This is a genomic window from Yersinia massiliensis (genome assembly GCF_003048255.1).
In the GTDB taxonomy this organism is placed as follows: Bacteria; Pseudomonadota; Gammaproteobacteria; order Enterobacterales; family Enterobacteriaceae; genus Yersinia; species Yersinia massiliensis_A.
Window position 1 is genome coordinate 14506 of the sequence record NZ_CP028489.1, and the last position, 13398, is coordinate 27903.

Sequence of the window (13398 nt, forward strand, 5' to 3'; positions counted from 1 at the left end):
TTATTGAACCGGGGCGCAATAGACATAACCAGCCGTATACGTAGCATAGAAACCACCGACGCCAGTAACAACGTGATTAGCAGGACAACGACCACCATCACCAACATATTGATACACTGTTGCATTGAAATTTATGGTAGAACCCGCACCTTGCCATGTACCATTTTTACAATTTAACCCACCACCGGCGGCATCACGGCTAATCCGCCCATTTTCAGGACACCCCGTATTGATCACATTAATTTGGTCTGGCTGGAACGTGGCCGCTTTCACAATGCCCGTTGTATATATTGATTTGCCGCCATAGGCTCTTAGATAAGTTCCATCTGTCATATGCCAGCCACCGCCCCACTTTTCAGAGTACCAACCGGTATCCCCCCGCGTTCTGTACCAATTCCCTGTATAGGTATCTCCTGTTGTATCTGTAGTTCCGGCCTTTACCGTACCTGTCGCTGTAACGGATGTTGCGTTAACCGTTGTGGCCGCTACTGTGTTCCCTGCTGTGATATTGCCTTGTACTACGGCATTACCTGTCGCATTGATGTTGCGTATCGCATTGATATCATTTGCACCCATATTTAAGGCGGTGCTCATTGTGTTTAGTTCGGGGTGGCCAGGAACCGCTTTACGGTACAAATACTCATTAACCACGGAACCATTTGAGAAGAACCCCGCGATCACGACATGGCCATCGCCTGGATTAAACCCCCCGAATGCTGATAGGTTTTCGCTCCATAAGCCCTGTACGCCATTGGCAACCCCGTTTTCAATGACGCCACCACTATCACCAATTCGTGTCGCAAACTTCCTGGCGGCACTCATGCTTAGCTGAGTGCCCCCATCAAGAAAGGTCATGCTATGGAATTTTTGCGTCGAAGGTTGGAAAACTAGCGTTTTATAGGTACTTGAGAAATTATTTTGTGCGGCAAAGCCACTAGGCAAATACCCTTTACTGATTAACAACGGAACATCAATAGTATAAGGACTACTGGCTGTAGATCCCGCACCAACAATAGCGGATTGTTCAAGAATATATTTATTAACGGCTTTTTCTACACGATTAGCGTGACTCGCCGCCACGCTGTATGACTGGTCACGTTGAAGCAGATTAACTGCCGGTACGGTAATTGTTGCCAGTACAATTAGGCCAGCAATTAAAGCGATTGTTTGCCCTGATATCGCCGCCAATCCTTTTTTAAATTTTTTCATTACCACCTCATATTATAGAGAATGTCGCATTTGCTTTTGATTGATGCTGTCAAATTCATCTTTTAAGGTTTGGAAATTTCCGTCTCTGATTTTTGCCTGAATAGTTGTATTCGCGCGAATATCGTAACCATTCACTGTACAGGTATAACCCCTTATATTGCTTTCATATATAGATGGAATTAACACTTGATTAGTGACAATAAAAAGTGATTTTGCAATTATCGAGTTTGCTTTACTGTTTATTTCATTACAGAAAATAGAATATCGTTCAATTGCATCAATACAGTTATTCGCATGAATAGTAGCAACAATGAATGCACCATTCAGAGATGCTTTCATAACTTCATGGGCTGTCTGCGCGTCTCGTATTTCCCCTATGAGGATATTATTGGCCCCCATTCTCAAGGCCCGCTTTATCGCTAGCGGGTATCCCTCATTATCAGAGACTTCCAGTTGAATACAGCGACCATCACCATGTTTTCCACCGAGTAATGTTTCTATCGGATCTTCTATTGAAACACCAAGGTTTCCGCTCTCCTTAATTCTGTGGCAAATCATAGCCGCTGCCGTGGTTGTCTTCCCTGCCCCCATTTTTCCTGAAACTAAAACTAAACCAGAATTATTATTCTGGCTAATGAGCTTTATAAGATCAGATGATAGACCGACTTTTTGTAGAGTGAATAATTCATTCGGCGTTTGTCTGATAACAAAACCAATATTTTGATAAACATCAATAGTGGTTGTTACCCTGTACAACCGTTCACCATAAAAAATAGAGAATTCATTCCTTTTTTCTGCATGAAAAAAATTCAAACATTGTTGTCTTAAACTCTCGATATCTTTTTTTAATATTTCTGGCGCAGGGGCAAGCCTGTTGCTTGCCCCTATCATGCCTTTTATATCGGTATAATCATCACCAAGATATAAATCAACAAAGCCAGAATCTTTGAGCAAGGATTCTGTCACAATAGACCTTATATATTAGTAAGAAGTAATTGAAATTGTATTTTCTTTTCCTGCGTTGCATTGATTAGCCGCATCTATTTGTGACATTTCACTTGTTACTGCTGAGCCGCTATTTATTTTCATTGACTCAATATCAGCACCACTTAATGTTGTCGCCAACTTCATACAGTCTTCATCTTTCACTTTACTGGTTGCTAATGTAAAGGTCATTCCTGCCCCCGTAATAGTGACAGGCCCGTTAGTTGGGTTATAAAGATTATCACCATCAATTTTTAGCCCCTTTTGAATGGCTTTTGAACGAATTAACGCTGGCGTTAGGTTTCCTGTACCGTAACCTGTTGACGTTCTTAACCCCTTTGTTTCGTTAAGTAATGTGCTCATGGCATTAACCATTGTTGTTGAGCCTATTTTGCCATTCAAAACAACACCGGCCACAACGACCCCTGCCAGGAATAGAAAGCCAACGACTTTAGCAATCGTTTCATCAGTAATAGCATTAAGACCTTTCTTTAAAATTTTCATCTTATTTATATTCCTATTTAAATGTTAAATACTTGTTGAATTAAACTGTACATGACAAAGAAGATTCCGACGGTGCAACCGGCACCAAAAATCATACTTGCAACTTTAATGACTGCTGTTTTTCTTTCTACTCTCGATATTGTATTTTCAAGTTGACGTTCACCAAAACGCTCTAATGAACCCTCTTTATTAGCGGTTTCAAAAAGGCTCTGCATTTTAATAATTGCGTCTTCACTTGGAAATTCAAAGTTAGAAATATCTAATGCTAGCCCTAAATTTTCTTCCCCATCAGTTAAACCTGATATTGCACCATTAACCCTTTCTATCAACCAATCAGAATCAGACATGTTCCGTATTTTAATCAGTGAATCTTTTAGTGGTATTCCAGCTGACAACATCGCGTCTACATTGATAATAAATGTTGCGCCATGCATTTCTTTATATAGAGAATACGGAACAAACTTATCGGCATGAAATCGTGAGTTGCCCGTCCACCTGTCTAATGAATGATAAATAAGATATCCCACTATCAAACAAACGGCGATTAACGCCCACCAATAACCACTGATAAACATATAGAAATAATAAACAAATTTCTGTGTGGTACTCCATCTAAATAAAGGCACCGCTTCGAGCAACGTTGGTACAAGCAGTGAGCAAGCAAAAGCCAGTAAAACAAAAGAAAGTAAAAACATGTAGATACTGGTAAAAAAAGCACCCTTGATAGTTTTTTTAATTCTTTCCGCAGATCTTGCTATCTTAGTTGCTTTTTGAAAACCATCCCAAGGCCGTCCAGCTGCATCACAAGCATCTATGACACTCAACTCTTGTTCGGGTATCCATCCTCTTAAGGATTCACCTAGTGTTAAGCCAAGTTTAAATTTCTCCTCCCATTCCCTTAAAATATCAGCCATCGGGCTATTGGGGTTTTTCCCTCGGCGGGTATAGTTAACAATCATATTCTTGAATGTTTTATCAATAGATTGACCATCTACAAGATATTGTCTGAAGTTATCATAAATATCCTCTCGGTCATTAACATTGAACGTCATTTTATAAAGAGCACGATTAAACTTATTCATTTATCTTCTCTCTATTCATTTTGGCTGCGGCTCTAACTTCATCAGTAAAAATGAGATAGTCGCGATCCAAATTACAAACGTCTTTATGACTTAAAACAGGATCAATTTCACCGTTATTAATTAAACGAAGAGTATTAGTACATAACGTGGCCCCACCATTTATATACCAATGTTCATAAGCCTTTATTTTCCCCTGGCTATGATAAATATCCATAAAGTTTGCATCGACTTCAATGACTTCAAATATACCCACACGGCCTTTTACTCCAGCCCCTGAGCATTCAGAACATCCTTGAGGGTTTTTCAAATAAATACTGTCAATATCACAGTGTTTATCAATAATCTTTTTAATTACTGGTGCAACCGATTTGCTGCTATCCGTGTACTTTTGTTTACATGAGGGACACAGCTTTGGAGCTAGTCGTTGACCAACCAGGCAGGTAATCAATGACGCATCAGTAATCAAATCACTTTGTACATTAAGACTTTTTAACCGAGAAATAGTATCAATAGGAAATGTGGTATGGATTGTTGTCAGTACATTGTGGCCGGTTTGAGCCGCTTCAATAGCTGCTGAAGCCGAAAGGGGATCACGAACTTCACCAATCAGTATCCAGTTTAAATCCAGGCGCATCATGCTTTTAATTGCTTCCCACCACTCCTCTCCCGTTCCAAGTGACGTTTGAACAGCACCTTTAATCGGGGATTCCACAGGGTTCTCCACCGTTAAAAGGTGTATCCCTGGATCTCGACTGGTGAGCAGTTCACAAACAACCTGAGCCAGGGTACTTTTCCCCGATCCCATAGGGCCGGTTAGAAATATCACTCCGGTAGGCTTTGCTATAGCCCGCTCCAACGTTTCTATTTCAGTGTCAGTTAAACCCAGCTGTTCCATTGACAGAATTTCATTTCGTCGAGAGATAAGACGAATAACAGCAACCATCCCCCCATCAGCAACAGGCCGACTGGCAAAGCGCCCCCCACTTAACCCCAATGGCTGTACAAAATCCTCGCTAACTTTCGCCCCACAAGGTTCTTGGTAGGAAATTGACTGATGACTCCGGTCTTCGCACCGTGTATTGAAGAGAGAGTTAATATATGACTTACCATCTTCTGGCGTTAACTCTTTATAGAATCTTAGCTTCCCATCGACTCTAAAAAAGACATTGCATAACTTACTGCGTAAACGAAAATGTATATCGGACGATCTCGCGTCTGTTGCCGCCGAAAAAATTTCAAATATTTTACCGTGAATAATATTTAACTGTTCTTGAGTTGTTACCCCACTTTGCTGATTTAGCTCTACAATCTCAGCGATATTGGAGGGAACTAATTTAAATTCTGTGTTTGTTTTTTTTAGTTGCCGCTCATAATCCATGACTTCAGCAGAGTTAATTAAGTGGCTTGATACCCTTAATTCAATATTGCCTAAGTCTGTTTTTACCAGACACATTGCATCTTTTAATTTTGCTGGCAAATGATAATCAGCAACACCATCAATACCGGATAAATTTAAAACTTTCATGAGCCAACCTCACTAAGAATAAAGGACGTCCCCGCCGCATCAGAAATACTCACTTCATCAAGAGTTACTTTTGTTAGTTTATATCCCCCTGGTATAGAGTCGCCTTTCTTCTTGGTCATTTCTGTACCATTAGATAAAACCAATCTCACCGATAGACCACTGCCATTACCCACAATTTTAATGACTTGTGGTAAGAGTATCTTTTGTGCGGAGTTAACCCCTGGTGCAACACTCCCGACAATCGGCATTGTTCCACCGCTTTTATCTTTAGCCTCCTGAAACGCAGCTAAGGCTTTGAGGTAAGTAGTTTGGCTTTGCAATACATCTAAATCCCAAACTGATTTAACTTCACTTATTTCATTTGCACTGACAGAACAAGAGATGATTATAGATAGCAATAGAAAATAAACTCTATCCTTTATTAGCTTACTTTTTACCATAATAAATAACCCCTTTAACCTTATATAAAATTTCAGATGTATCATTGTTAATGACGTATATGATGTTTGTAACTCTCATGCCGCTTAAATTGTTCTGTTTAAATATATCTCGCGGTGGATACATCGAATCATAAGAGAAATATATTTCTCTCCAGTCAGGTAAGGGTAGTTCCACCCCTTGATCATCAAACTTTTTTTCAGGGGATGGCGCATCAGTTAAAGTGAACTCAATATTATTTCGCTGAAGTAGCGTAACAAACTTATTCAACTGCTCACTCATCGATGCAACTGGATCATCACCATCAGGCTTGTTATCTAACGCCAGAGAAAATCCCGCGACAGAGGGTTGTTTCATGTTAAATGACGGGGTGGTATTAAATAACTTTTCGACCTTTTCTTTAAACTCTGTACTACCCACTGAAGAACCATCTAGCCTTTCATAGAGAGCGTCCATACTGTTATGGCTACAATCAAGTGTGACAGGCTTACGGCCAGCTAAAGACAAAGGAATCGCTGGAAGTTTGCTATCACACGTTTTGATGAAGTTTTGAATAGACGCTTGTGTTACCCACGGATGTTTTAAACTGTCCAGACTGGCTTTATATCTGGCCTCTTCGTTAATCTTTTCCGCTCTCTTTCTGGCTTCTACTCTTTCAAGCCTTTCCTCTTCGGCTTTCGCTTCGAGATACACATTGACTAAATAAATGGCAAACAACGCAGCGATAAATAAGGCAATAAAGAAGTAGATCTGCTTTTTGGTTAATCCCCATGTTAACAGTTTCAGCTTATATTCTTTCTTCATATTTTTAGCCGCTAAAATTTCACTTAACGAAATTTCAGACGTTACCCAAAAGAATTTTTTCGCGTCACCGTATATGTGGAAATCACCTTCTGCTAATGCCAGTCGAGATTTAAGGTCATTAACCTCTTGCTCAACTTCATCTTCCATTATTATCTTATCTGTTGCAGGGAATATAATTCCATCTGATGTGGCAATAATAATATATTCATTATTACTTGCATCATCGGGGGCAACAGGAAATACACCAATCCAGCGACCAGGTAACAGAGAGACAAGTGAAATTGAAAATGAATACTTCCCTTTCAATGGAATGTCTGTTTGTGGCGCAAAACCGGCTTGGACTGATTCCGTCTGTCTTATTGCAACAACATCAAGTTTTTCCTCTTTGCCTATTCGCTTCACTTCCTTCATAAAGTTTCTGCCGCCAGTAATGCTTCTCCATTCCAGCCCGACGACAAATTGTCTATTGTTATAAGTTACTACCCGTATCTTTTTCCTTTCCTTCGTTTCAGTAGCCATAAATACTCCTTAGCGAAGAATAGGCGTAATAGTAATGACGAAAGACTGTTTCTTATCACTGCCTGACATGTTACCGCCCATAATGATATTATTTGGATCACCCATGCCCTGCTTACTGCCATCCTTCACAATCTGTTCAAAGCCACTCATGAGGATTGTTTCACCTGGTTTCAACCAAATCCGTTGTGGAATAGAACTGGAATCAGAATCCGGCCCTTCAATACTTAATTTTTTATCTGCGGTATCTATTTTCCTTAATTTATTCAATGACGTTATATCTAACATCATTGTCAACATCATCTTTTCATTATCATTTAATATTTTTGGTAATATAACAATATTGGTACCAGTGGTTATTTGTCCTGGTTCTAATGACTGAACCGGCTCAGACGAATTACCACTACCAATTGATGTTATAGATGAACGCTGTAAATAAGTGGTTTGTTTACCGATTAATAAGCCAGCTGTAGCCAAGTTTGTGGTCATTAAATTAAGCGTTTTTGTATCTGTTACATTAGCTTGTTTTGACAATGCTTGAAGCATGAACTGAGAACCGGCAAATTGAGCTGCTTTACCGGTAGCAGTATCTAAAATTTCAAAACTCCCATTCGCCAAATCGGTACTTAATCCTGATGAGCTGGCAAGGTTTATACCATATTTTCCTGACAGGGATTTAAAGATAATATCCCAATCAATTCCAACATTATCAGAAACTTCAGATGTAATAGTGTAAATGACAACTTTAAATAAAACCTGTTTGGAAAGTTTACTGTTCTCATCTTGCAGATACTCACCAATATTACGCACCACGTTGGGAACATCGGTTACAACAACGACACCAGAGGTTTGATTTATGCTTACTCGCCCTACTCCTGGCGTTAACATACTTTCAACCGTTTTTTGAATGTCTCCATAGATATCATTCGACATTTCAGTTGTTTGCAGTGTGCTAGAGCCGCTAGTACCAGATATCCCACTTGACGAGTTATTACTGCTACCGGAATTTCCGCTTTGGGTTGATAAGCCGCTTTTTTGTTGGTTTTCTAGCGAGTATTTGGCGTTTGTTGTATCGATATCAAATCGCTTAGTTTGGAGATAGAAAATAGTGATTTCACCGTTTTCATATCGCCACGACACGCCAAGGCGAGAAGTGACAATATCGAGTAGACGTGCCACGTTGCCAGAGAATGCCACATCTGTAATTTTACGGGCTACACCGCCGCTATAAGCCACGCTACCATTGTTACCTGGTTGCATGGTTCCCAACGTCTGTAGTGGAACCATGCCGTTAGCTTCAGGGGGAACAATCGGAGCTGGAACGCTGCTCATTTGATTGGTTGGCCGTCCACCGCCTCCAGTGCTGCTATTGCCTGATAACATAGCGGCTGCATCAGGTGAAATTCGAACTGGAATATTGCACTGCTGCGTAACGTCCTGGCCGAACTGATACACATCTTGAGGCCGTACTGGTTTATAAGTGATCACGCAATTAATCATTGCTGCCGGAATATCTGCTGTTGCTGACTTAATCGGAATAGGGTTAATCCATTGCTCATCATGGATTTTAACTGGCGGTCTAACAGTTGCCGTTTCTGCAATCATATTGCTGACTTTTTCAGAATCTGACTGCGCGGAATCTATTACTTTATTAATACGGCCAATTGAGCAACCAGAAAGCAGCGCCGCCATGACACAAGCAGTTATTAATTTAATTTTCATATGTCGCCCAAATTATTTTTTATTTTCGCTAGCATCGCTAACAATGATTAAACATTGTGTTTTATACACATCAATAAATAACGGGGAATTTGCTTTTTTATACAAATTAAAAAGCTGGGTTACTGCATCAAGATATTCGCCTCTGAATGTTAAAGCTGAGTCTATCGAATAATCCTTTGAAGAGTTCCAGTTTATAGTCCACTTGCCTATAATGTTACATGGCACTTCACCACTCCATTTTAGAAGTGTACTGTGTAGCGTTAATCCCACATTGGCATTCCATATTTTTAGTGGCGGTATTATTTTTTCTGGAGTCGGTTTGCTAATAGCACTCTTGCTATTAAATGGGTTCTTGTTATCGTTCTGAACGGCAACTGAGGTTGTGGTCATCGGAACATTTGGTGTAATCAATGTAGTTTGCTTGTTTTTTTCATTTTGTGAATAAACAAATGAAATTCTCTTTAATGACCAGTTCACATAACCGTTAATATTATTCTCAGCTAAAACCCTTTGTAGAATATTCAACCATAGGTCATTTCCTACCCATTTGAATTTCTTATTTTTAAAATCTTTATCTATGTCGCCTGAGATTGATATTGTCCATCCAGTAGGCGCTATTTTTCGTATTGCGTCATAGAACGACTGATTATCAGCTCCTCCACCTCTGAATTCAATTGGGGAGGGTATCCCACTTTGAATTATGTTGTTGAGAGCGACAAGTTGTATGGTCGGTTTTTTAGGTGGTTCTACAATCTGCGGAGAGGATGATGAGGCCGATAGTAGGCGACTTGGTGTATTGCTGCTCACTAATATAGGGCGTTCAATTTGAATACTTGATATATAGTCATCGCTTATACGATAAATATCATCACTGCCATCATCAGCGTATACTGATGATGAAATAATGATTGCTACCATGATAAATAATAGGTTTTCTCTTTGCATTTTGTCTGCCTTTTTAATGCTATTAGCTAGATAATGTTTGCTGTGTAGCTGGTAAATGATGAGTTTTAATTAATGAATTTTGTTCATAACTATCTGGTATCTGCGTTATCAACTTAATAAATAAAGCGCAGCGTAATTTTTTATCTGGGATAGTAGCTATTTCATCGACTTCTTCATTTCTTTGACTACTACATTCAGACCTATTCATTAGTTGGTGTATTAGTGATAATGGAATTGGTTTTGGTTCTGTTCCGAACTTAACAAAGTAATTTACGCCAAGTGTTGAACTTATTGTTGTTGTATGTATTGACTCAATGTCAAACTCTACAAATAAATATGTAGGAAACATCGGTTCATTTACAAGGCGTATAGTTCCGCTGTCAGATCTAACTTTTTCCACCTGTATACTTGGGCTAAAACTATTAACGCCCAATCTATCTAAACCAAATTGAACTCTTTTAACCTGTCCATATTTGTATGATAACAGATACCAGCTTTTCATTTTTAAATGCCTTTCTATCAATTGGGCAAGCTCCGCCAAAATCACGCCAGAATTGGGGATTTTGTGAGTTAGCAAATTTTAACTACATTTAACCGTTTAAAACTGAGTGATACCTGTATTAATTATTTCCCATTTTGGGAGCAAATACGGAAGCAAGCGCTTGAGCTGCTGCCGGATTGTATTTTTTTTCAATATTACTAATCGATTTAACTTCAATTGTTTTCTTAACAATTTCACTTTGTGGTTTGGCTACAGTCGTAATTCTGCTAGCAATCCTCGCAGGGGCCGCTCCAGGAGTCGTAACCGTATAAGTTACAAATCGCGCTTCAAGCCAATCTCCCCATTTAGTTGCTTTCTGTATCAGGTCAGCACGATATGGCGCATTAAACTTTGGTGTTCGGGAATGATAATTGGCGGCTCTTGTCCATATATCTCCCTTGTCATTCATAAGATGGCCACGCAACCTCCAGGCAGCAAGATCATATGAATAACACCCCGCTTGAGCGACATCTTCTGCGGTAATTCCATACTTGCTTAATTCTTTTAAATACTGAGTATTAAACTGTAATGGGCCAACATCGTGAGTACCGTTGGTATTTTTGACCCATTGCCCTGGCTTACCGCCTTCTTTTTCAGCGATACCAAGTACAATGTTGGCCGGTACCTCGTACTTTAATGCAGAGGTAATTGAACAAACAACGCGCTCATGTAATTGAGGTGGTAGATCAAGGAAAACCATAGTTATTCTCCTGCTGATGTATTTGTTGTGTTCATAATTAAGCTCCTGCCCATCATTTTTTATTAACAAATTGATCAATCATTTCTTCATCGGTTTCTGGTGTAGAAGCGCTATTTCCTGCATTGTTTCCAGCCCCTAGACCATCACCATCAAATTGACTGTTATCATTTCCATTATTCATTCCACTACTTTCACGGATCGAGTCAGCCATTTTTCCACCAGTGGTTTCAGAGACTCTTTCCTGAATTGAGTCTTTTATTGCTCCAGCTTTTTCTTGAGCAACATCACGGGCAGCATCGACAAGACTTGATCCCATCGACTTAGCAAAACCCCCCGCCCTTCCCATTGCTTCTGAAAGACTTCCACCTGAAGAGCTACGTCCTTCACCACCAGGGCTGCTGCCAGCGTCCATGCTTTGCTGCGCTGATTCAAATGCTGCCTGAAGCGCTGACACTCCACCTGCGGCGCTTGTTGCTCCACTGATTGCGGCGGCACCTGCGGCACCTGCTGTAGCTGCGGCCATACCTGCTGCCCCAAGGGCCGCCCCCATACCGAACGCCAATGAACCGCCTCCAGAACCGGCTCCGACAATTCCTGCAAACATTGGTGGTAATTGAGCAACTAACATTAATAGAACGAAGGAAGCAACGAGCATAACCAACAATTCTTTAAGGGCCATATCATCACCCATCGCCGCGTAATACTGGTCAATAAATGATTGCCCAATACCGACTAAGAGGATCATGACGAAAGTCTGTATACCTACCCCGAGTACTTGCTTGTAATACGCTATGGCAATATCTTGAGTCCAATGGCCACCGCCGAATCCAAGAATAAAAACGCCAGCGTAAGCTAAGAGCCAGCCGGTAATTAGCATTAAGAGCATGTTGATTGCGACTAGGGCCAACATGCATAAAATAACGGTTGCAACCAACAGTCCAACAGTGGAGTCAGCCGGTGACCATATAGATGATTTATCAACCACTTTTCCGGCAATATCGAAACCAATATCTACAATGCCTGACGGTGATAAAGCATTACTTAAACCAGAAGCGTTAGCCGCTATTTGGCGGCAGGTATTAATGATTGAAATAGCAATGGCTGGGCCATTAACTAATATCCATAAAAAGAAACCGGTGGCGGCTAGAAAACGTATTGTTTCCGCAAAGAACTCTTGAATATCCGATTTCTTTAATACCATCATGCCGTAAGTCCATACCATGCTAAGAAGGGTTAGTCCCCAAAATAGCCACAGACCATAGCTCACTATGCGATCTCCCCATCCGGAGGCCGTATTAGCGAAACGTTCTAATATGTCATCAAGTAAGCCAGCACTATTAATGCCGGTGCCAGCTTGCGCCTGAACAGCCACAATCAGGAGCACTACAGCTAATACGGACAGAGAGATCTTTTTCATGGCGTTACCACTTTTTATCAGGACTTTTTTCGAAATTACCAGTTCTAAAACAGTCACTAGCAATCGCCTGTTGTTCAGCTTTTGTTAACTCATTTTTGTTTTCACATGGCTGTTTTTCTGTTGCAACTGTTGGGTTGTCGCAGCCAACTAGAAAACCAACAACTGAGATTGTTAACGCCAGAAAAAGATGTTTTTTCATTTTCATGCGATCTCCTATGATTACCATTTTTTCACTGGGCTTTTATCTAAGCTGCCAGCTCGGAAACTCTCGGCCCCAGCTGTTTCAATCGATTCTTTTGCATTAACTGCGGCGGCGCGTGTAGCTGTCGCTGTTTGTTGTGCCAGCAGTAAACCGCGAATTTGTAAAAGCTGATTAGTTTGGGAACTGGCTAATTGATTGGCGTATTGCATTGCTGCCATTTGCCCTGTAGCTCCTTGGGCTTGTTGCTGTAAGTTCACCAACTGTCGGGCATCGTTTTGTAGAGATACTTGTTGCTGATCCACGCCGCGTAACATTGCATCATTACTGCGTTTCTGTGCTTCAGAACTGGCAGCGATAGTGTCGCGAATTGCTTGCATCTGTTGAGGTGAACAGCTCTTACCTTTGAAACATGGAGAGTTGCGATACCAAGTGACGTCTTGATACTGATCCAAGTATTTATCAATACTGCCAACCTGCTGTTTGTAATAATTCAATGTGTCTACAGAACGCATTAAGTCGTTAATTGTGTTGTTGGCTTGATCCCATATCCATGCAGCCGGAGCCATAGTGTTTTGCAGCATATTCTCGTATTGCTGAAGCTGAGTTTTATACTGTTCAATCTGTTTGAGTGTCTGCGCTACACTTTCCATCGCAGTCATGATGTTTTGCGTTAAATTGGTCAAATCCATTACCGGAATACCACCCGCATAGGATGTTTGTGTTACTGGCGAACCTGATAGCGCGACCAAGAACATAATTTTAGCGGCTAAAGAACGGTTGTTTAAAAAAGTCATAACACATCCCTCAAA

The 13398-nt window shown here is 40.6% G+C and carries 14 protein-coding genes; all 14 read right to left on the bottom strand.

Annotated features, from left to right (window positions below; genetic code table 11):
• The gene (gene pilV / locus DA391_RS23895; RefSeq protein WP_240624845.1) at positions 1–1209 is read right to left on the bottom strand and encodes a shufflon system plasmid conjugative transfer pilus tip adhesin PilV; all 1209 of its coding nucleotides are present in this window, start codon (positions 1207–1209) and stop codon (positions 1–3) included.
• A 12-nt stretch (positions 1210–1221) separates the two neighbouring features.
• Positions 1222–2175: an ATPase, T2SS/T4P/T4SS family gene (locus DA391_RS23900; RefSeq protein ID WP_108088370.1), complete on the bottom strand. Its 954-nt coding sequence runs from the start codon at positions 2173–2175 to the stop codon at positions 1222–1224.
• A 15-nt stretch (positions 2176–2190) separates the two neighbouring features.
• On the bottom strand, positions 2191–2697 hold the full coding sequence (locus DA391_RS23905; protein WP_108088371.1) for a type 4 pilus major pilin: 507 nt from the start codon (positions 2695–2697) through the stop codon (positions 2191–2193).
• Between the two features lie 17 nt (positions 2698–2714).
• Positions 2715–3779: a type II secretion system F family protein gene (locus DA391_RS23910; RefSeq protein WP_108088372.1), complete on the bottom strand. Its 1065-nt coding sequence runs from the start codon at positions 3777–3779 to the stop codon at positions 2715–2717.
• Positions 3772–5304: a GspE/PulE family protein gene (locus DA391_RS23915; protein WP_108088373.1), complete on the bottom strand. Its 1533-nt coding sequence runs from the start codon at positions 5302–5304 to the stop codon at positions 3772–3774. Before DA391_RS23915 ends, DA391_RS23910 begins: the two co-directional genes overlap by 8 nt.
• Entirely contained in the window at positions 5301–5744 is a 444-nt protein-coding gene (pilP, locus tag DA391_RS23920; RefSeq protein ID WP_108088374.1) for a type IV pilus biogenesis protein PilP, read from the bottom strand. The genes DA391_RS23915 and pilP overlap by 4 nt, the downstream gene beginning before the upstream one ends.
• Complete coding sequence (pilO2, locus tag DA391_RS23925; protein WP_108088375.1) at positions 5731–7065, bottom strand: type 4b pilus protein PilO2; 1335 nt, start codon at positions 7063–7065, stop codon at positions 5731–5733. Before pilO2 ends, pilP begins: the two co-directional genes overlap by 14 nt.
• A gap of 9 nt (positions 7066–7074) precedes the next feature.
• Positions 7075–8784: a PilN family type IVB pilus formation outer membrane protein gene (locus DA391_RS23930; RefSeq protein ID WP_108088376.1), complete on the bottom strand. Its 1710-nt coding sequence runs from the start codon at positions 8782–8784 to the stop codon at positions 7075–7077.
• A gap of 12 nt (positions 8785–8796) precedes the next feature.
• Positions 8797–9729 carry a TcpQ domain-containing protein gene (locus tag DA391_RS23935; protein WP_108088377.1) on the bottom strand — a complete coding sequence of 311 codons (933 nt, stop codon included), beginning with the start codon at positions 9727–9729 and terminating at the stop codon, positions 8797–8799.
• A 22-nt stretch (positions 9730–9751) separates the two neighbouring features.
• A complete protein-coding gene (locus tag DA391_RS23940) occupies positions 9752–10231 on the bottom strand; it encodes a transcription termination/antitermination NusG family protein (RefSeq protein ID WP_108088378.1) in 480 nt (159 codons plus the stop codon).
• Between the two features lie 118 nt (positions 10232–10349).
• Entirely contained in the window at positions 10350–10970 is a 621-nt protein-coding gene (locus DA391_RS23945) for a conjugal transfer protein TrbN (protein ID WP_108088379.1), read from the bottom strand.
• A 52-nt stretch (positions 10971–11022) separates the two neighbouring features.
• Positions 11023–12387, bottom strand: coding sequence for a P-type conjugative transfer protein TrbL (gene trbL, locus DA391_RS23950; RefSeq protein ID WP_206186980.1), 1365 nt, complete (start codon positions 12385–12387; stop codon positions 11023–11025).
• Between the two features lie 4 nt (positions 12388–12391).
• Positions 12392–12592: an entry exclusion lipoprotein TrbK gene (trbK, locus tag DA391_RS23955; protein WP_159074590.1), complete on the bottom strand. Its 201-nt coding sequence runs from the start codon at positions 12590–12592 to the stop codon at positions 12392–12394.
• 14 nt (positions 12593–12606) lie between these two features.
• Entirely contained in the window at positions 12607–13383 is a 777-nt protein-coding gene (gene trbJ / locus DA391_RS23960; protein ID WP_011988458.1) for a P-type conjugative transfer protein TrbJ, read from the bottom strand.
• Positions 13384–13398: the final 15 nt, after the last annotated feature.